Annotated in this window: 16 protein-coding genes; 6 read left to right on the top strand and 10 right to left on the bottom strand. The window is 65.2% G+C overall.

What is annotated here, in order from left to right; all coding sequences use genetic code 11:
* Positions 1-91: 91 nt before the first annotated feature.
* Genes QJT82_RS01135 through QJT82_RS01110 form a run of 6 tightly spaced genes read right to left on the bottom strand, consistent with a single transcriptional unit; the run spans position 92 to position 7,045 of the window.
* Positions 92-517, bottom strand: a complete 426-nt coding sequence (locus tag QJT82_RS01135) for a ribulose bisphosphate carboxylase small subunit (protein WP_028345191.1) — start codon at positions 515-517, stop codon at positions 92-94.
* A 12-nt stretch (positions 518-529) separates the two neighbouring features.
* Positions 530-1,993 carry a form I ribulose bisphosphate carboxylase large subunit gene (locus QJT82_RS01130; RefSeq protein WP_028345192.1) on the bottom strand — a complete coding sequence of 488 codons (1,464 nt, stop codon included), beginning with the start codon at positions 1,991-1,993 and terminating at the stop codon, positions 530-532.
* Positions 1,994-2,023: 30 nt separating this feature from the next.
* On the bottom strand, positions 2,024-3,106 hold the full coding sequence (fba, locus tag QJT82_RS01125) for a class II fructose-bisphosphate aldolase (protein ID WP_016845644.1): 1,083 nt from the start codon (positions 3,104-3,106) through the stop codon (positions 2,024-2,026).
* A 15-nt stretch (positions 3,107-3,121) separates the two neighbouring features.
* A complete protein-coding gene (tkt, locus tag QJT82_RS01120; protein ID WP_028345193.1) occupies positions 3,122-5,143 on the bottom strand; it encodes a transketolase in 2,022 nt (673 codons plus the stop codon).
* Positions 5,140-6,015 carry a phosphoribulokinase gene (locus QJT82_RS01115; RefSeq protein WP_028331481.1) on the bottom strand — a complete coding sequence of 292 codons (876 nt, stop codon included), beginning with the start codon at positions 6,013-6,015 and terminating at the stop codon, positions 5,140-5,142. Before QJT82_RS01115 ends, tkt begins: the two co-directional genes overlap by 4 nt.
* A gap of 10 nt (positions 6,016-6,025) precedes the next feature.
* Positions 6,026-7,045, bottom strand: coding sequence for a class 1 fructose-bisphosphatase (locus QJT82_RS01110; protein ID WP_028345194.1), 1,020 nt, complete (start codon positions 7,043-7,045; stop codon positions 6,026-6,028).
* Between the two features lie 166 nt (positions 7,046-7,211).
* Between QJT82_RS01110 and QJT82_RS01105 the strand changes: the two genes are divergently transcribed.
* Together QJT82_RS01105 and QJT82_RS01100 are read left to right on the top strand one after the other, a co-directional pair.
* Positions 7,212-8,138: a LysR family transcriptional regulator gene (locus QJT82_RS01105; protein ID WP_028345195.1), complete on the top strand. Its 927-nt coding sequence runs from the start codon at positions 7,212-7,214 to the stop codon at positions 8,136-8,138.
* 56 nt (positions 8,139-8,194) lie between these two features.
* Positions 8,195-9,985, top strand: a complete 1,791-nt coding sequence (locus QJT82_RS01100) for an ATP-binding protein (RefSeq protein WP_259244280.1) — start codon at positions 8,195-8,197, stop codon at positions 9,983-9,985.
* A 9-nt stretch (positions 9,986-9,994) separates the two neighbouring features.
* Here the strand turns inward: QJT82_RS01100 and QJT82_RS01095 are convergent, their stop codons facing one another.
* Complete coding sequence (locus QJT82_RS01095) at positions 9,995-10,699, bottom strand: TetR/AcrR family transcriptional regulator (protein ID WP_028345197.1); 705 nt, start codon at positions 10,697-10,699, stop codon at positions 9,995-9,997.
* Between the two features lie 155 nt (positions 10,700-10,854).
* Here QJT82_RS01095 and QJT82_RS01090 point away from each other — a divergent pair, with 155 nt between their 5' ends.
* Positions 10,855-12,039 (top strand): HlyD family secretion protein, encoded by a 1,185-nt coding sequence (locus QJT82_RS01090; protein ID WP_028345198.1) that lies wholly within the window; start codon positions 10,855-10,857, stop codon positions 12,037-12,039.
* 86 nt (positions 12,040-12,125) lie between these two features.
* Positions 12,126-13,661, top strand: a complete 1,536-nt coding sequence (locus tag QJT82_RS01085; protein WP_050999433.1) for a DHA2 family efflux MFS transporter permease subunit — start codon at positions 12,126-12,128, stop codon at positions 13,659-13,661.
* Positions 13,662-13,717: 56 nt separating this feature from the next.
* Here the strand turns inward: QJT82_RS01085 and QJT82_RS01080 are convergent, their stop codons facing one another.
* The 3 genes from QJT82_RS01080 to QJT82_RS01070 all read right to left on the bottom strand — a co-directional run bounded on the left by QJT82_RS01080 (position 13,718) and on the right by QJT82_RS01070 (position 16,855).
* Positions 13,718-15,361, bottom strand: a complete 1,644-nt coding sequence (locus tag QJT82_RS01080) for a benzoate-CoA ligase family protein (RefSeq protein ID WP_028345200.1) — start codon at positions 15,359-15,361, stop codon at positions 13,718-13,720.
* Positions 15,362-15,541: 180 nt separating this feature from the next.
* On the bottom strand, positions 15,542-16,357 hold the full coding sequence (locus tag QJT82_RS01075; protein WP_028345201.1) for an alpha/beta hydrolase: 816 nt from the start codon (positions 16,355-16,357) through the stop codon (positions 15,542-15,544).
* A gap of 3 nt (positions 16,358-16,360) precedes the next feature.
* The gene (locus QJT82_RS01070; protein WP_016845834.1) at positions 16,361-16,855 is read right to left on the bottom strand and encodes a MarR family transcriptional regulator; all 495 of its coding nucleotides are present in this window, start codon (positions 16,853-16,855) and stop codon (positions 16,361-16,363) included.
* A 290-nt stretch (positions 16,856-17,145) separates the two neighbouring features.
* Here QJT82_RS01070 and QJT82_RS01065 point away from each other — a divergent pair, with 290 nt between their 5' ends.
* Together QJT82_RS01065 and QJT82_RS01060 are read left to right on the top strand one after the other, a co-directional pair.
* Entirely contained in the window at positions 17,146-18,312 is a 1,167-nt protein-coding gene (locus tag QJT82_RS01065) for an ABC transporter substrate-binding protein (protein WP_028345202.1), read from the top strand.
* A gap of 15 nt (positions 18,313-18,327) precedes the next feature.
* Positions 18,328-18,786 carry a cupin domain-containing protein gene (locus QJT82_RS01060; protein WP_035634282.1) on the top strand — a complete coding sequence of 153 codons (459 nt, stop codon included), beginning with the start codon at positions 18,328-18,330 and terminating at the stop codon, positions 18,784-18,786.
* The last annotated feature ends 109 nt before the right edge of the window (positions 18,787-18,895 follow it).

The following is an 18,895-nucleotide window of genomic DNA, read 5'->3' as shown; positions in this document are numbered from 1 at the left end:
AGCTCCGTCGCCGCGGCGGCGACGACGGAGAAGTGCATCCGGACCAAGACGGTCGAGGGAGCAACCCGCCTGGTTTGCAAGCCGGACGCGGTCAATGATCGGTGTAGCGTTCGCCTTCAGGGCGGCCCGCTGCATAGGAATGGGTCGCGTAACGCAGATTGCGTCCGGCGGCCTCCTGGCGGTCGAGCCGGAAGCCTGGCTCCTCCTGCGGCCGGTTGACGATGAAGGAGATGCGAACCGACTCCCAGCCCGGGCTGGAATCAAAGCCGGAGACCCGGATATAGCGGTCGCCATAGACCCGCCGGCAGTCGGCGAGCTCCTTCATGATGCCCGCCGCATCGCGCAGATCGAACATCGGCAGGCCCCACATATCCCAATAGGTGTTGCGGGGATGCGGATCGTCGGTGAACTCGATGTTCACCGCCCAGCCCTTGTCGAGACAATATTGTACCTGTGCGGCGATCTGCTCGTCGGTCAGATCGGGCAGGAACGAGAAGCAGCCTTGGGTAACGCGCATGAGAACCTCCTCTCAGACCGCCATGCTCGGCGTGGGAACGAAATCGGGGGCGTCCGTCGACTCGTAGTTGAAGGTGACGTCCTTCCAGACGTCGAGCGCCTCGCGCAGCGGCGTGCAGGTCTGCGCCGCCTTGGCCAGGATCTCCGGCCCCTCGTGGACGTAGTCGCGCCCCTCGTTGCGGGCGAGGATCATGGCCTCCAGCGCGACGCGGTTGGCGGTGGCGCCGGCCTGGATGCCGCGGGGATGGCCGATGGTGCCGCCACCGAACTGCAGCACGACGTCCTCGCCGAGCAGGTCGAGCAGCTGGTGCATCTGGCCGGCATGGATGCCCCCGGAGGCCACCGGCATCAGCTTGTTGAGGCTCGCCCAGTTCTGGTCGAAGAACACGCCGTGCTCCAGGTGCAACGGATTGAAGTCCTCGCGGCAGATGTCGTAGTAGCCGCGGGTGGTGTTCGGATCGCCCTCGAGCTTGCCGACCACCGTGCCGGCGTGGATGTGATCGACGCCGGCGAGCCGCATCCATTTCGCGATCACGCGGAACGAGACGCCGTGGCTGCGCTGCCGCGTGTAGGTCGAGTGACCGGCGCGATGCAGATGCAGGATCATGTTGTTCTTGCGCGCCCACTTCGCCATCGACTGGATCGCGGTGTAGCCGATCACAAGATCGATCATGACGATGTTGGAGCCGAGCTCATGGGCGAACTCGGCGCGCTCGTACATGTCCTCCATGGTCGCCGCGGTGACGTTGAGATAGGTGCCCTTGATCTCGCCGGTCGCGGCCTGCGCGCGGTTGACCGCCTCCATGCAGTAGAGGAAGCGCTCGCGCCAGTGCATGAAGGGCTGCGAGTTGATGTTCTCGTCGTCCTTGGTGAAGTCGAGCCCGCCTTTCAAGGCTTCATAAACGACGCGGCCATAGTTGCGGCCGGACAGGCCGAGCTTTGGCTTCACGGTGGCGCCGAGCAAGGGACGGCCGAACTTGTCGAGCCGCTCGCGCTCCACCACGATGCCGGTCGCCGGCCCCTGGAATGTCTTCACATAGGCCGTCGGCAGCCGCATGTCCTCGAGCCGCAACGCCTTCAGCGGCTTGAAGCCGAACACATTGCCGATGATCGAGGCCGTCAGGTTAGAGATCGAGCCCGGCTCGAACAGGTCGAGGTCGTAGGCGATATAGGCGAAGTAGCTGCCCGGCGAATTCGGCACCGGATCGACGCGGTAGCATTTCGCCCGGTATTTCTCCGCGGCCGTCAGCCGATCGGTCCACACCACGGTCCAGGTCGCGGTCGAGGATTCGCCCGCCACCGCCGCGCAGGCTTCGGTCGGATCGACGCCGTCCTGCGGCGTGACGCGGAACAGGGCGATGACGTCGGTGTCCTTGGGCTCGTAGTTCGGCTCCCAATAGCCCATCCGCTTGTATTCCATCACGCCGGACTTGTAGCGATCCTTGCCGCGCACCGTCATCGACTGCTGCATGTTCATCGAAATCTCCTGTGGTTCGTCGCCATTTGCTCAGGCGGCCTGGGTCATCTTTCCAATTTGCGGATCGAGCGCGCCGGCGCGATAGCGACGGGCCATCTCCGGCAGTGCAACCACCTTGATCCTGGCGGCATTGCCGGCCGTGCCGAACTGCTCGAAGCGGTCACGGCAGAGTTCGCGCAGCGCATCCATCGCCGGCTTCAGGAATTTGCGCGGATCGAACTCGCTCTTCGACTGGACGGCGACCTTGCGGAAGGCCGCCGCCATCGCCAGGCGGCAATCGGTGTCGATATTGACCTTGCGCACCCCGTGCTTGATGCCGCGGACGATCTCCTCGACCGGGACGCCCCAGGTCTGCGGCATCTCGCCGCCGAACTGGTTGAACATGTCCTGCAGCGGCTGCGGCACCGAGGACGAGCCGTGCATCACCAGATGCGTGTTCGGCAGGCGACTGTGGATCTCCTCGACCACACGCATCGCCAGGATCTCGCCGTCGGGCCGCCGCGTGAACTTGTAGGCACCATGCGAGGTACCCATCGCGATCGCGAGCGCATCGACCTTGGTGGCGCGAACGAAATCGACCGCCTGGTCTGGATCGGTGAGCAGTTGGTCGTGGCTCAGCTTGCCTTCGACGCCGTGACCGTCCTCCTGCTCGCCGCCGCCATGCTCGAGCGAGCCGAGCACGCCGAGCTCGCCTTCGACCGACGCGCCGACCCAGTGCGCCATGTCGACGACCCGGCGGGTGATATCGACGTTGTAGTCGTAGTCGGCTGCCGTCTTGGCGTCGGCCTTGAGCGAGCCGTCCATCATGACGGAGGTGAAGCCGTAGCGGATCGCGGTGGCGCAGGTCGCCTCCTCGTTGCCGTGGTCGAGATGCAGGCAGAGCGGAATCTGCGGATGCATCTCCTCGAGCGCGTCGATCATCTTCGCCAGCATGATGTCGTTGGCATAGGACCGCGCGCCGCGCGAGGCCTGGATGATGACAGGCGCATCGCAGGCCGCGGCCGCCTCCATGATGGCGAGGCCCTGCTCCATATTGTTGATGTTGAAGGCCGGCACGCCGTAGCCGCGTTCGGCGGCGTGATCCAGCAACTGTCTCAGGGTTATCCGCGCCATGGTGGCGTCCTCCTTTCAATTCGCTCGTTGAATGAGCTGTTTTGCTGCAGCAGCGATTGCCGCGGGCGTGATGCCGAATTCGCGGTAGAGCACGTCGGCAGGCGCGGAAGCGCCGAAGCCGGTCATGCCGACGAAGGCACCGTCCTCGCCGACCCAGCGCGCCCAGTCGCCCTCGACCGCAGCCTCCACGCCGACGCGCGGGGCGCTGCCCAGCACCTGGGCGCGATAGTCGCTCGGCTGCTGGCGGAACAGGTCGAAGCACGGGGCCGAGACGACCGCCGCCTGTACCCCGTCTTCCGCCAGCAGCTTTGCGGCTTCGAGCGCGATCGCCACCTCCGAACCCGTTGCAATCAGGGTGACGTCACGCGCGAAGGCCGGCTCGACGAGAACGTAGGCGCCGAGCGCGACCTGGTTGTCCTTGCTGCCGTCGCGAACCGTCGGCAGCGCCTGCCGCGACAGGCAGAGGATCGACGGCGAGGTCTCCGCCTTCAGCGCGCAGTCCCACGCTTCCGCGGTTTCGACGGCATCGGCCGGGCGGAACACCAGGACGTTCGGGATCGCGCGCAGCGCCGCCAGATGCTCGACCGGCTGATGCGTCGGCCCGTCCTCGCCGAGCCCAATGGAATCGTGGGTCATCACATGGATGACGCGGATCGCCATCAGCGCCGCGAGGCGGATCGCCGGCCGGCTGTAATCGGCGAAGCTGAGGAAGGTGCCGCCATAGGGAATGAACCCGCCGTGCAGGGCGATACCGTTCATCGCCGCGGCCATGCCATGCTCGCGGATGCCGTAATGGATATAGCTGCCGTCGAGCGTTTCCGGCCGCACCGAAACCTGCGACTTCGCCAGCGTCAGATTGGAATGCGTGAGGTCGGCCGAGCCGCCGAGGAGATTGGGCAACGCCTCCGCGATCACGTCGATGACCTGCTGCGAGGCCTGTCGCGTGGCGAGCTTCGGCCGCTCGGTCGCGAACCGCTCCACCAACTTCACCATCGCCTCGGCATAGGCGCAGGGCAATCTCCGGTTCAGCGCGTCATGGAACGGAGACCGCTCGACCTTGTCGCCCTTGCAGGCGCTGCGCGAACGCTCGATCCAGGCCCGCCGCGCGTCGCGGCCGCGGCCGCCGAGCTCGCGCCACTCCGCCAGCACCGCGTCGGGAATTTCGAATGCCGGATACGGCCAGCGCAGCGCGGCACGGGTCTTCGCCACCTCATCGGCACCGAGCGGCGCGCCATGCACCTTTTCGCTGCCCTGCCGGTTCGGTGCACCGAACCCGATCACCGTCCGGCAGGCGATCAACGACGGACGATCGCTCGATCGTGCCTGCCTGATCGCCGCGGTGATCGCCTGCGGATCGTGGCCGTCGATGCGGTTGACGTTCCAGCCGCTGGCCTTGAACCGCGCCGCCTGGTCGTCCGAACAGGACAGCGAGGTGGCGCCGTCGATCGAGATATGATTGTCGTCGAACAGCACGATCAAGCGGTTCAGCCGCAAATGGCCGGCGAGCGAGATCGCCTCATGGCTGAGGCCTTCCATCAGGCAGCCATCGCCGGCGATCACATAGGTGTAGTGGTCGACGAGGTCGTCGCCGAAGCGCGCGTTCATCAGCCGCTCGGCAAGCGCCATGCCGACCGCGGTCGCAATCCCCTGCCCGAGCGGCCCGGTCGTGGTCTCGACACCCGGGGTGTGGCCATACTCGGGATGTCCCGGGGTTTTCGATCCCCACTGCCGGAACGCCTTGAGCTGGTCGAGCGTCATGCTCTCGTAACCGGTCAGATAGAGCAGCGCGTAGAGCAGCATCGAGCCGTGACCGGCCGACAGCACAAAGCGGTCGCGGTCGGGCCAGGCCGGATCAGCCGGATCGAACTTCAGGAAGTCCGTGAACAGCACGGTCGCGACATCGGCCATGCCCATCGGCATGCCGGGATGACCGGATTTCGACTGCTCCACCGCGTCGATGGCGAGGAAGCGGATGGCGTTCGCCATCTCGTCGTGGCTGATTTCGGGGCGACTGGCAACGGACGCAAGTGCGGTCATATCGTTCGCCTCTTTCGTTCGATCAGTTGCAGGATCAGCGGGGTCAGGATGAGCTGCATCGCGAGGTCGAGCTTGGCGCCGTGCACCACGATCGAATTGGCGCGCGACATGAAGCTGTTCGGAATCATCGAGAGCAGATAGGGAAAATCGATGCCGCGCGGGTTCTTCAGCCGGATCACGACCATCGATTCATCCGGCGTCGGGATCCAGCGCGCGATGAACGGGTTCGACGTGTCGACCGTCGGCACGCGTTGGAAGTTGATGTCGGTCTCGGTGAATTGCGGGCAGATGTAATTCACATAGTCCGGCATGCGGCGCAGGATGGTGTCGGTCACTGCCTCGGTGGAGTAGCCGCGATGGCTGCGGTCGCGATGCAGCTTCTGGATCCATTCGAGGTTGATGACCGGCACGACGCCGATCTTGAGGTCGGCATGCTGCGCGACATTCACCTTGTCGGTGACCACGGCACCATGCAGGCCCTCGTAGAACAACAGGTCGGAATTCTCCGGCAGCGCCTCCCAAGCGGTGAAGGTGCCGGGCTTGGCGCCGTAGAGCCGCGCCTCCTCCTCGTCGTGCACATAGTGTCGCGTGGTTCCGGTGCCGGTCTCGGCGTAGTCGCTGAACAGCTTCTCCAGCTCCTCGAACAAATTGGTCTCGGGGCTGAAATGGCTGAAGTGCTTGTTGCCGCGCTCGGCCCTCTCCGCCATCAGGCTGCGCATCTCGGCGCGGTCGTAGCGGTGGAACGCGTCGCCCTCGATATAGGCGGCGACCACGTTCTCGCGGCGGAAGATGTTCTCGAACGTCTTCTTCACCGAGGTGGTGCCGGCCCCGGAGGAGCCGGTGATCGAGATGATGGGATGCCGACGTGACATGCGGTCCTCCTCAGCGGAACAGGCCGCGCCGCGCGAACAGCGGGGCATCGCTGCTTTCGAACAACGGCTCGACGGTCAGGTGGATCGCATCGACGTCGCGCACGGCGCGCGTCGATCCCATGATCAGCGGCACGCGCTGATGCGGCGTACGTGCCGACAGTTCGAGAATCCGCGACCGGCCGTTCGACGCGGCGCCGCCCGCCCATTCCATGATCAGTGCGATGGGATGCGCCTCGTACAGCAGACGCAACCGGCCTTCGCGGTAGCCCTGGCGCGCATCCGCCGGATACAGGAACACGCCGCCGCGCATCAGGATGCGGTAGGCCTCAGCGACCAGCGAGCCGATCCAGCGCATGTTGAAGTCCTGCCCGCGCTCGCCGTTCGCCCCGGCGAGGCACTCGTCGATGTAGCTGCGCACCGGGCCGCTCCAATGCCGCCGGTTCGAGGCATTGATGGCGAATTCCGACGCATCCTGCTGTACGCGCAGGTCACGCGCGGTCAGGACGAACTCGCCGGTTCGCGGGTCCAGCGTAAAGCAGTCGACGCGCTGGTCGAGCGCCAGCACCAGCACGGTCTGCGGACCGTAGATGAAGCAGCCGGCGGCACATTGCGCCGTGCCGGGCTCGAAGAAGGTCGAGATGACGTCGTTTCCTTTCGGCCGGATCGAGAAGATCGTGCCGATCGAGATGTTGTTTTCGAGATTGGCGGATCCATCGAGCGGATCGATCGCGACGCAGAGCGGCGCGTCGGGATCGAGCGTCTCGGGCAGTTCGACCTCCTCCGACAGCACTGCGGCGACCGGCGCGGTGCGCAACGCGTTCCGCATCAGATCGTCGGCGACGATGTCGATGGTCTTCTGCCGGTCGCCGTCGGGATTGACCCCGCCGCTCTCGCCGCCGATGCCGGCGAGCGGCCCGACGGCAATGATGCGCGAGAGCTCGATCGCGGCGCCCGCGAGGGCCTCGATCACCACAACGGTCGCGGCGCGCAACGGGTTGTGTTGCGTCGGCCACTCCAGATGGGCATGCAATGCAGGACGAATCTCCACCGGCCTCTCCCTATGATCGCGCCCTCTGTCCCGAGGCTTCGAGAGGCGACCTCAGGGAGTCGCCTTCGCCCTATCAACGCGCGAATTGCCCAATTAGGGAAATTTTATTATCTTTGGTCCGGGCAAAGTATTTCTTATGGAGCTTGTCATGGCCGGCAACTTCTCGCGGGATCTCACCATCCGCCAGCTGCGTGCACTGTCGACCTTGCACGAGGCTGGTTCGATCACGTCCGCCGCCAACCGGTTGAACCTGACCCAGCCCGCGGTGACGCTGCAGCTCCGCAACCTGCAGGCGCTCGCGGGGTTGCCGCTGATCCAGCGCACCGGCGACGGCATGGCGCTGACGGATGCCGGCGCGCACGTGCTGACGCTGGTCGAGCGGATCGAGGCGGCGCTGAAGGACTGCGAGCAATCGCTCGACATGATCGCCGGCCGCAGCGGCGGCCGCGTCGCGATGGGCGCGGTCTCCACCGCCAAATACTTCGTGCCGTTTGCGATCGCGGCGTTCTCGCGCCGCTTTCCCAAGATCGAGGTCACGCTCAGGATCGGCAACCGCGAGGAGATTCGCGACGCGCTGCGCGGCTACGATCTCGACATCGCGGTGATGGGGCGGCCGCCGGCCGATGTCGAGGTGGAGATGAAGCCGCTCGGCCGGCATCCGCACTTCATCATCGCCGCGCCCGATCATCGGCTGGCGCGGCGGCGGCACGTCGCCCCATCGGAACTCGCCAACGAAACCTTCATCACCCGCGAGCAAGGATCGGGCACGCGGATGCTGATGCAGCAATATTTCGAGCGGGTCGGGCTGGAGCCGAAGCTCGGCATGGCGATGGACAGCAACGAGACCATCAAGCAGGCTGTCATGGCCGGGCTCGGCATCGCCTTCATCTCCCAGCACACGGTGTTCCATGAGCTGGAGGATGGCCGGCTGGTGGTGCTCAAGGTGAAAGGCCTGCCGATCGTCCGGCAGTGGCACGCGATCAGGCGCACCGACAAGATCCTGCTGCCGCCCGCGCAGGCCATGCTGGACTTCCTCGGCAAGGAGGGCTGGCGCTATCTGCCGAATTCGCACTAGCGGCCGCACGACGCCCGATCGATCGAGAAAATCGAGCCAGTGCCGTATGTTAGGCATTGAAGTTCCACGAAACGCATGTCACATCTTGGCTGCGGTCACCCGGCGGACCGCACCCTGCGAGGGAGGTTGAGCTGCAGAACCAGTCCCCGCCGACGCCCGACTTCAAGGCGTTATTCGAGGCGGCGCCCGGCCTCTATCTGGTGCTGACTCAGCCCGACTTTCGCATCGCGGCAGTGAGCGACGCCTATCTGCGCGCCACCAAGACCGAGCGCGCCGCGATCCTCGGGCGCGGGCTGTTCGAGGTGTTTCCCGACAATCCGGACGATCCGGCCGCCGACGGCGTGCGGAACCTGCGCGCCTCGCTTGAGCGCGTGGTCCAGTTCCGTCGCCCCGACACCATGACGGTGCAGAAATACGATATCCGCAAGCCCGAGTCGGAGGGCGGCGGATTCGAGGAACGCTACTGGAGCCCGCGCAATTCGCCGGTGTTGGGGCCGAACGGGCAGTTCACCTACATCATCCATCGGGTCGAAGACGTCACCAGCTTCATCCAGCTGAAGCAGCGCGGCGCCGAGCAGGACCAGCTGACCGACCGGTTGCGCGAGCGCACCGAGCAGATGGAAGCGGAAATCTTCATGCGCGCCCGCGAAGTCGAGGCCGCCCGCGAACAGCTCGAAGCCGAGCAAAAGCTCCGCCAGGTGCAGAAAATGGAGGCCGTCGGGCATCTCTCCGGCGGCATCGCGCATGATTTCAACAACATCCTGACCGTCATCACCGGCCTGATCGACATCCTCGCGGAAGCCGTTGAACATGATCCCGCGCTGTCGTCTGTCGCCAAGATGATCACCGACGCGGCGTTTCGCGGTGCAGAAGTGACCAAGCACCTGCTGGCCTTCTCGCGGCTGCAGCCGCTGCAACCGCGTGAAGCGAATCTCAACACCCTGGTGCAGGACACCGCGCGGCTGCTGCGCCCCTCGCTCGGCGAGCAGATCGAGATCGATACCGCGCTCGAACCCGACGCCTGGACGGCCTTCATCGATCCGAACCACATGGCGACCGCGCTGCTCAATCTCGCCGTCAATGCCCGCGATGCGATGCCCGATGGCGGCAAGCTGATGCTGGAGACCAGCAACGTCATCCTCGACGAGGTTTATGCCGTCGCCAACCCCGACGTGCGGGCGGGTGAATATGTGATGGTCGCGGTCAGCGACACCGGCGGTGGCATCCCGGCGGGGATCCGCGACAAGGTGTTCGAGCCGTTCTTCACGACCAAGGACACCGGCAAGGGCACCGGCCTCGGGCTCAGCATGGTGTACGGCTTCATCAAGCAGTCCAACGGACACCTCAAGATCTATTCCGAAGAGGGCCACGGCACCTCGATCAAGCTCTATCTGCCGCGCAGCAGCGGCGACATGATCGACGTCGAGCCGCCTCCTCCGGTCGACACGCGCGGCGGCAATGAATCCATCCTGGTCGTCGAGGACGATCCGCTGGTGCGCAATTACGTCAGCGCCCAGCTCGAGCAGCTCGGCTATCGCACCATGGTCACCGCCAACGGCCCGGAAGCATTGGCTGCGGTCGACAACGGGTTCGTCTGCGACGTGCTGTTCACCGACGTCATCATGTCCGGCGGCATGAACGGCCGACAGGTCGCCGATGCCGTGATCGCCAAACTGCCCTCGGTGCGCGTGCTCTTCACCTCCGGCTACACCGAGGACGCGATCATCCACCACGGCCGTCTCGATCCGGATGTGACACTGCTGCCGAAGCCTTACCGCAAATCCGATCTCGCGCGGATGATCCGGCAGGTGCTGGCCCAGCCGCCGGCGGCGGCAATGGGCAAGTAACGCGGGGCGTCACGCGTCTCCGTTCTGCTTCTTGGTCTGGTCGGCCGGTGCGGCGCATCCGGACAGGAACAGTGCCGCACAGGCCTTGGCGCGGGCCTCGATCTGCGCCCGCGACGGCGGCGGCCTGTGGCCGTACATCACGTCGCGTTGCGGCTGGAACACCAGCATGCCGAGCAGCATGCCCGCAGCGGCCTGTGCGTCGTCCACCGCGATCCGTCCCCGCCGCTGCTGCACGCCCAGCCACGCGGCCAGCGCGCCAAGGGTCCGCTGCATCGCCTTCTCGTAGAACATCTCGGCAATGTCGGGGAATTTGTCGCTGTCGGCCAGAATGATGCGCTGGAGCGCGATGACCTCGGCATCGAGGATCAACTCGCCACAGCTCGAGAGCGCCGCCTCCAATGCCGCCGCGATATCGCGGCCGTCGCAGGCGCCGAGATTCACGGCGGATATGAATCGGTCCATCCGGTCCGTCACCGTGCCCTCGAACAGCGCCAGCTTGGTCGGGATCAGCCGATAGAGTGTCTTGGTGGAGACGCCGGCGCGGCAGGCCACGTCGGCGATGTTGGCCGCCGCGAAGCCGCGCTCGGAGAACTCGCGTCGTGCGGCGTCATAGATCAGCGCACGCGTCTCGTCGTCGGAACGTAGCTGCGGCCGCCCGCGGCCGCGCCGCGCCGGTGCGCCTTGCTCAGTCTGATCCTTGTCATTCCGGTTCATCCGCGAGCCATGCTTTTAAATGATGCCTGTCATTCTATTGACACTCCCAATATGGGCTCTATTTTGGAAAACATCAAGTTTCCTAATTAATCCCGCGGGCACCGGCCGAAATTGGCACGATTTTCCAGTGGGATAGACGGATCAGGAGCACCGCCATGAGCCAGCATGAGACATCATTCAAGGCCGAGAGCCAGGTTCCGGCCGAGACCGCCAGGCAATTGATCGCAAATCCGGAGGCCGCCAAGCCGCCTGCCGCCAAGGGCAGGCTTCGCCGCCTGCTGCTGGCCGGCGCGGCGCTCGCCGTTCTCGCGGGCGGAGCCTGGTACGGCTGGGATTACTGGACGGTCGGCCGTTTTCAGGTCTCGACCGACGACGCCTATGTGAAGGCCGACAACACGACGATCGCGCCAAAAGTCTCCGGCTATCTCAGCGCGGTGCTGGTGGGCGACAATGAGCATGTGCGCGCCGGCCAGATGCTGGCGCGGATCGACGATCGCGATTTCAGGGTCGCGCTGGATCAGGCCAAGGCCGACGTCGCCGCCGCCGAGGCCGCGATCGCCAGCAAGCATGCGCAGCTCGATGTGCAGCAGTCCGTGATCGAAGCGGCACGCGCGACCCTCGCCGTGGACACCGCGACGCAGACCTTCGCCGAGCAGGAGAACAAGCGTTACACCGACCTCGCCGGCACCGGCTTCGGCAGCGTGCAGAACGCGCAGCAGGCACAGTCGCGCTACGCCAGCGCACAGGCCGCCGTGGCCCGCGATACCGCGAACCTCGCCTCCGCACTCCGCCAGGTGGAGTTGCTCAAGGCCGACATTGCCCAGGCCGTCGCGTCGCAGGCTCGCGCCACCGCGCTCCAGCATCAGGCCGAGCTGAACCTCGGCTACACCACCATATCAGCCCCGATCGACGGTGTGGTCGGCAACCGCACCCTGCGCACCGGCCAGTTCGTCCAGGCCGGCACACAGCTGATGTCGCTGGTGCCCGCCACCGGCGCCTATGTGATCGCGAACTACAAGGAGACGCAGCTCACCAATGTCCGCAAGGGTCAGCCGGTCGAGATCGCGGTCGACATGTTCCCGGGACAGGTGGTGCGCGGCCATGTCGACAGTCTCGCGCCCGCCAGCGGCCAGGAATTCGCGCTGCTGCCGCCCGACAATGCGACCGGCAACTTCACCAAGGTGGTGCAGCGCATTCCGGTGAAGATCAAGCTCGACGCGACGGCGGTCGAATTGCGGCCCGGCATGTCGGTCATCCCGACCATCGCAACCTTGTCGCAACCTGGCGAGGCGCCGCGCTCCAACGCCTCTCCCAAGCTCGCTGTCGCCTCCTTCAAATAGGTGATGTCATGTCCGACCTCGCGCTCTCCTCCCCTTCTGCTGCGCCCCGCGCGGCAGCCGTAGCGGCCGATCCCAACCGCGCCAGCATGGCGGTCTGGATCTCCATCGTCGCCGCCATGATCGGCGCGTTCATGGCGATCCTCAACATCCAGATCACCAACGCCTCGCTCCTCAACATCGAGGGCGGCATCGGAACCGGCGTCGACAACGGCTCCTGGATCTCGACCTCCTATCTGATCGGCGAGATCGTGGTGATCCCGCTGACCGACTATCTCAGCCGGGTGTTTTCCTTCCGCAAGATCATCATCGGCTTCGCCACCCTGTTCGCGATCTTCTCGGTCGCCTGTGCCTTCACCCACGACCTGCCCTCGATGATCGCGATGCGCGGCTTGCAGGGCTTCTTTGGCGGCGTGCTGATCCCGATGGCCTTCACGCTGGTCTTCACCAAGCTGCCGAAGGCCCAGCAGCCGGTCGGTCTTGCCATGTTCGCGCTCGCCGTGACCTTTGCGCCCGCGATCGGACCGACCATCGGCGGCTACCTCACCGAGAATTACGGCTGGCAGACCATCTTCTTCGTCAACGTGATCCCGACCGCGGTGATGGTCATCACCCTCTATTTCACGCTGGAACGCCAGCCGATGCAGCTGCACCTGCTGCGCGAGGGCGACTGGCTCGGCATCGTCACGATGGCGATCGGTCTGTCGTCGCTGCAGGCCGTGCTCGAGGAAGGCAACAAGAACGACTGGTTCGGCTCGCCCTTCATCGTCAAGCTCGCGGTGATCGCCGCCGTCAGCCTCACTCTGTTCGTCTGGATCGAGCTCGTCGTCGAGAAGCCGCTGATTCGGCTGCGCCTCCTGACCCAGCGCAGCTTCGGTTTCGGCACCATCTCGGCGGTGTTCGTCGGCTTCGCGCTGTTCGGCTCGGTCTACCTGCTGCCGGCCTATCTCGGCCAGGTGCAGCGCTACAACGCCGAGCAGATCGGCCAGGTGCTGGCCTGGACCGGCCTGCCGCAGCTGATCCTGATCCCGCTGGTGCCGAAGCTGATGCAACGCTTCGATCCGCGCTTCATCGCCTTCACCGGCATGATCCTGTTCGCGGTCTCCTCCTTCATGAACATCGCGATGTCGCTCGATTACTCCGGTGACCAGTTCTTCGTCCCGAACATCGTCCGCGCGATCGGCCAGGCAATCATGCTGGCCCCGCTGTCCGCCGTCAGCCTCGGCAGCGTCGCGCCGCAGGACGCGGCGGCGGCCTCCGGCATCTCCAACATGATGCGCAACCTCGGCGGCGCGATCGGCACGGCCTTGCTCGCCACCATCGTCACCAAGCGCGAGCAGTTCCACTCCAACATCATCGGCCAGTCGGTCGACCTCGGCCGCGAGGAAGTGCGCACCCGGATCGCCGAGGTCACCAATTACTTCCTCAGCCACGGCATCTCCGATCCGGCGACCGCGCATCACCAGGCGATCGTGGCGCTCGGCAATATCGTCAAGCGCCAGGCCCTGGTGCTTGGTTTCAGTGACACCTTTGCCGTGATCGGCATCGTGCTGGTGTTCGCGGCAATCGCGATCCTCTTGACCGGCAAGCCGAAGAACGCGGCCGGCGGCGGCGCGGCGCATTGATCTATCGTTGATCCCCGAGGCGGCGGCCGCAAGCCGTCGCCCTCCCATTTTGCTTGTCAGCTTGCTTCGCGCAGCTTGAAGCGCTGGATCTTCCCGGTCTGGGTCTTCGGCAGCGCCTCGACGAAGGCGATCGCGCGCGGATATTTATACGGCGCGATCGTCGCCTTGACGTGATCCTGCAGCAGCTTGATCTCGACATCGTCGCAGCGCGCGCCCTGCTTCAGCACGATGAACGCCGAGACGATCTGCCCGCGCTCCTCGTCGGGTGCGCCGATCACGGCGCACTCCGCGACATCGGGATGGCCGAGCAGCGCGGCCTCGACCTCGGGGCCGGCGATGTTGTAGCCCGCTGAGATAATCATGTCGTCGGCACGCGCCACGAACGACAGCCGGCCGTTCTCGTCGCTGACGAAGGCATCGCCGGTGATGTTCCAGCCGTCGCGGACATATTTGCTCTGCCTGGAGTCCGCGAGATAGCGGCAGCCGGTCGGGCCGCGAACCGCCAGCTTGCCGACCTGCCCCGCCGGCAGCTCGTTCATGTCTTCGTCGACGATCCTGGCCTCGTAGCCCGTGACGGGCGTGCCCGTGGTGCCGCCGACGGCGCTGCCGGTGCGGTTGGTGATGAAGATGTGCAGCAGCTCCGTGCTGCCGATGCCGTCGAGGATCGGCTTGCCGGTCTTCTTGGTCCAGTTCTCGAACACCGGGGCCGGCAACGTCTCGCCGGCCGAGACCGCGAGTCGCAGCGAAGACAGATCCGCGCCCTTGTCCATCGCGGCCATCATCGCCCGATAGGCGGTCGGCGCGGTGAAGCAGATCGTCGCCTTGTAGGTTTCGATGATCCGGATCATCTCGCTCGGCGCCGCGTTCTCCAGCAGCGTCGCGGTGGCGCCGAAGCGCAGCGGGAAGATCGCGAGCCCGCCAAGGCCGAACGTGAACGCAAGCGGCGGCGAGCCGACGAACACATCGTCCGGCGTCACCTTGAGCACTTCCTTCGCATAGCCGTCGGCAACGATCAGGAGATCGCGGTGAAAGTGCATGGTCGCCTTGGGCTCGCCTGTCGTGCCCGACGTGAATCCGAGCAACGCAACGTCATCGCGGCCGGTCTTCACCGCATCGAACTTGACCGGCTTGTTCAGCGCGATCCGGTCGAGCTCGGCATCGTGGTTCTGCGTGCCGTCGAAATTGACGACCTGCTTGAGGAATTTGCTGGTCTTGGCGCAGGCCACCAGTTCATCCGCGATGCGGCTGTCGGTCAGCGCCAGCGCAATCTCGGCCTTGTCGACGATCTTGGCCAGTTCGCCGGCGCGCAGCATCGGCATGGTGTTGACGACAACGGCACCGGCCTTGGTCGCCGCGAGCCAGGCCGCGACCAGCGCAGGGTTGTTGCCCGAGCGGATCAGGACGCGATTGCCGGGCTTGACGCCATAGTTCTCCACCAGCGCATGCGCCAGGCGGTTCGACCAATCGGTCAGTTCCTTGTAGGTGCGCTGGCGGCCGTTGCCGATCAGCGCGATGCGATCGCCCATCCCCTGCGCTACGATGCGGTCGGTCAGTTCGACCGCGGCGTTGAGATAATCGGGATATTGAAACTCCGGCCGGTCGAGCAGCAGCTGCGGCCATTGCGCTGATGGCGGCAGGTTGCGCCGTGCGAAATCGTCGACATGCCCGGATGGGCCGAGCCCGGGAAATTCACCTGACATTCGATCGCCCCTCGCTTTCCATCCAGAAAGGCCAAGACCAATATCGAGAAGACCAACATCAACATCGAGGACGCCCGGCAGCGTTCCAATCGCCAATCATTTTATACTTAAAATAATTTGGCGCAAGGGCGGAAATCGCGTGGAAATCGCGTGGCAATCGCTGGCCGATCCTTCAGCACCTCAGACTTGCGTAAGCTGCTTCAGCCGCGCCACCATCGCCGAGCCCGGATCGGCGAGCGGCGCGATCGCGGTGAAATGATTGGCGTCGGGCACGACGCCGAACCGCGTTGCAACGCCCGCTTTGCCCCAGACATCGACGACGGCCCGGCTCTGCCGGTGATATTCCGCGCTCTCGGCGCCGCCGACGACGGCATCGAGCGTCGCGCCCGCGGGCGGCGTCCAGAACAGCGGGCTCGCCGCCCGGGCGGCGGCGCGGTCGAGGCCAAGCGCCTTGTTGATGGAGGTGCCGACCAATGGCTCGAGCTCGAACAGACCGGAGATCGCGTAAGCAGCCCTGACCAGGTCCTTTGGCAGCGACGCATCATGGGCCGGCCAATCGGTCGCGAGCATGCATGCGGCAAGATGTCCGCCTGCGGAGTGTCCCGACACGACCAGCGGCCGGCCGAGCCTGGCCAGCTCACGGCACGCCGCACGCATCTCGCCGATGATATCGCCGACCGTGACATTGGGGCAGAGATCGTAGCTCGGCACCGCGACGCTGATGCCGTGACCGTTGAGCCCTCGCGCGCAGTGGCTCGATGACGAGCCGTCGAGCGCCTGCCAGTAGCCGCCATGGATAAAAACCACGAGCGGCCCGTCACGATCGCCTTCGAACAGGTCGATGACGTTGCGGCTGCCCGGACCATAGGTCAGCCGCCGCGGCGGATGCTGCTCGCGATACGCCGCGGAGTCCCTCGCCCAGCCGGCCATCAGCGCCGGATTTTCCGGCACCCGCGCCCGATTGTTGTATTCGACCTCGTAGTCGACCTCGGTCACGGCTTAAGCGCTCCTCGCCTTGGCGGAGCGCTGCGCCGAGCCCTTGGCCTTGGCGAGCAGCCGCATCAGTTCGCGGATATCCTTCGGCGAGAGATCGCCGAAGATATCGGCGATCCACTTCTCGTGCTCGGCGGCCATCTTGCGGAATTCGGCGCGGCCGAGTTTTGTGAGCCGGATGAACTGCACGCGGCGGTCCGTCTCCGAGGTGCGGCGATCGAGATGGCCTGATTCAACCAGGCGCTCGACCAGCCCGGTGACGTTGCCGTTCGACACCATCATCCGCTTCGACAGGTCCGACAGCGTCATGCCGTCGGACACCTTGTCGAGTTGGGCCATCAGGTCGAAGCGCGGCAGCGTGACGTCGAACTTCTCGCGCAGCCGGCTGCGCACCTCGCCTTCGATCAGCGTGGTGCAGGTCAAGAGGCGCAGCCACAGCCGCAGCTCGGTGCCGTGATCGTCGGGCAGTTCGACGGCTTTGGTTTCGGAATCGAGGATCATGCGGCGATCGTGCCTCCGCGGCGGGTTCCGGTCGGACCAATTGTTTTGAGCTTCAAGCAATTCGCGGCGTCCCGCAAGGACAATTGCGAATCGCGCCTGATACGCCTGGGCAATCCTGCAATTTCTTTAAACTTCAAGCAATTGGCGCGGCGCTTGCATGTGCGACGCCCGCATGGTCCGCGGCGATCATCCTGACGCAATGCCACATCGCTTGCAGCGGTCGCGCGCGTCAGACTAAGCTGAAGCCAAATCGGCCGCCGAAGCATCAGGCCAATGGTTGGGGGAGTGAGATGAAGCAATTGACGAAGCTCGCGGGATTGGCGGCGCTGCTCGGTGTCGCGGTCACCCCGGCGACCGCGCAGGAGAAGATCAAGATCGGCGTGCTGGTCACGACCTCCGGCCCGGCCGCGGCGCTCGGCCAGCAGGTCCGCGACGGCTTTGCGCTCGCGATCAAGGACCTCGGCGGCAAGATGGCCGGCCGCGATGTCGAGATCGTCAACGCCGACGACGAACTGAAGCCCGACGGCGCGGTGGTCAAGGTGCGCGGCCTGCTCGAGCGCGACAAGGTCGATTTCGTGGTCGGCCCGATCTTCTCCAACATCCTGCAGGCGATCCACCGCCCGGTCACCGACAGCAAGACCTTCCTGATCAGCCCGAACGCAGGTCCCTCCAGCTATGCCGGCAAGGAGTGCAACCCGTTCTTCTATGTGACGTCGTACCAGAACGACCAGGTGCACGAGATCCTCGGCAAGGTGGCGCAGGACCGCGGCTACAAGCGCGTCTACCTGCTGGTGCCGAACTATCAGGCCGGCCGCGACTCCGTCGCCGGATTCAAGCTCGACTACAAGGGCGAGATCGTCGAGGAATCCTACACGCCGCTGAACACGCTGGATTTCCAGCCCGAGCTGTCCAAGATCGCTGCGCTGAAGCCGGACGCGCTGTTCACCTTCATGCCGGGCGGCATGGGCGTGAACCTCGTGAAGCAATACAAGCAGGCCGGCACCACCGTGCCGGTGCTCTCCGCCTTCACCGTCGACGAATCCACCCTGCCCGCGCAGCAGGACGCAGCGGTCGGCATGTTCGGCGGGGCGAACTGGGCGCCCAACCTCGACAATCCCCAAAGCAAGAAGTTCGTCGCCGCCTATGAGGCGGCCTACAACGGCGTGCCAGGCACCTACGCCATGCAGGCCTATGACGCCGCGCTGTTGATCGACAGTGCCGTCAAGGCCGTGAAGGGCGACCTCTCCAACAAGGACGCGGTCGCCGCCGCGCTGAAGAAGGCCGACTTCACCTCGCTGCGCGGTAACTTCAAGTTCAGCAACAACGGTTATCCGATCCAGGATTTCTACCTCACCAAGGTCGCGAAGCGGCCGGACGGCAAATTCCAGACCGAGATCGTCGAAAAGGTGTTTTCGAATTATGGCGACCGCTACGCCAAGGACTGCGCCGCCAAGTAGATCACAGGAGCAAGCATGAGCATAAAAGACGAGATCGCCGGCATCACCCGCGCCAATGAAGGCATCCAGGGCATTTCCTGGAGCATCCTCGGCCAGACCTACGTGCCGAAGAGCCGCACCGAGCATTCATTCTCCTGGCACGCCACCTTCCCGCCGGGTACCTTCGTTCCGCCGCATATCCACCCCGACCAGGACGAGTACCTCTACATCCTCGAGGGCAAGCTCGACTTCATGCTCGACGGTGCCGATGAATCTGCAACTCCAGGCGATCTGGTGCGCCTGCCGATGGGCAAGCCGCACGGCATCTTCAACAAGTCGCAGCAGGCGGCCAAGACGCTGTTCTGGGTGTCGCCGACGCGGAGGCTCTACGACCTGTTCTGGGCGATCCACAACATGAAGGAGCAGAACCCGGATGACGTGGTGCGGCTCGCCGCCGAGCACAACATCCACTTCCTGCCGCCGCCTCCGGCGTAACAGCATCACCAGCTCTGTCCCCTCATCCCGAGGAGCGCGAACGCGCGTCTCGAGGGATGAGGCCGCAGGCCGGGCCTCATGGTTCGAGACGGCGCATGCGCGCCTCCTC

Origin of the sequence: Bradyrhizobium sp. Mp19 (assembly GCF_029952935.1) — a bacterium.
In the GTDB taxonomy this organism is placed as follows: domain Bacteria; phylum Pseudomonadota; class Alphaproteobacteria; order Rhizobiales; family Xanthobacteraceae; genus Bradyrhizobium; species Bradyrhizobium elkanii.
The sequence above is the reverse complement of the archived record's forward strand: the minus strand, read 5'-3'. Positions and strand labels throughout refer to the sequence as shown.

Bases quoted from the DNA above. Each gene is read 5' to 3' on its own strand.
- tkt (WP_028345193.1), bottom strand. From the start codon at position 5,143: ATGACCGCACTTGCGTCCGTTGCCAGTCGCCCCGAAATCAGCCACGAC.
- QJT82_RS01080 (WP_028345200.1), bottom strand. From the start codon at position 15,361: ATGTCAGGTGAATTTCCCGGGCTCGGCCCATCCGGGCATGTCGACGAT.
- QJT82_RS01115 (WP_028331481.1), bottom strand. From the start codon at position 6,015: ATGTCACGTCGGCATCCCATCATCTCGATCACCGGCTCCTCCGGGGCC.
- QJT82_RS01095 (WP_028345197.1), bottom strand. From the start codon at position 10,699: ATGAACCGGAATGACAAGGATCAGACTGAGCAAGGCGCACCGGCGCGG.
- QJT82_RS01090 (WP_028345198.1), top strand. From the start codon at position 10,855: ATGAGCCAGCATGAGACATCATTCAAGGCCGAGAGCCAGGTTCCGGCC.
- QJT82_RS01070 (WP_016845834.1), bottom strand. From the start codon at position 16,855: ATGATCCTCGATTCCGAAACCAAAGCCGTCGAACTGCCCGACGATCAC.
- QJT82_RS01065 (WP_028345202.1), top strand. From the start codon at position 17,146: ATGAAGCAATTGACGAAGCTCGCGGGATTGGCGGCGCTGCTCGGTGTC.
- QJT82_RS01130 (WP_028345192.1), bottom strand. From the start codon at position 1,993: ATGAACATGCAGCAGTCGATGACGGTGCGCGGCAAGGATCGCTACAAG.
- QJT82_RS01135 (WP_028345191.1), bottom strand. From the start codon at position 517: ATGCGCGTTACCCAAGGCTGCTTCTCGTTCCTGCCCGATCTGACCGAC.
- QJT82_RS01105 (WP_028345195.1), top strand. From the start codon at position 7,212: ATGGCCGGCAACTTCTCGCGGGATCTCACCATCCGCCAGCTGCGTGCA.
- QJT82_RS01085 (WP_050999433.1), top strand. From the start codon at position 12,126: ATGGCGGTCTGGATCTCCATCGTCGCCGCCATGATCGGCGCGTTCATG.
- fba (WP_016845644.1), bottom strand. From the start codon at position 3,106: ATGGCGCGGATAACCCTGAGACAGTTGCTGGATCACGCCGCCGAACGC.
- QJT82_RS01060 (WP_035634282.1), top strand. From the start codon at position 18,328: ATGAGCATAAAAGACGAGATCGCCGGCATCACCCGCGCCAATGAAGGC.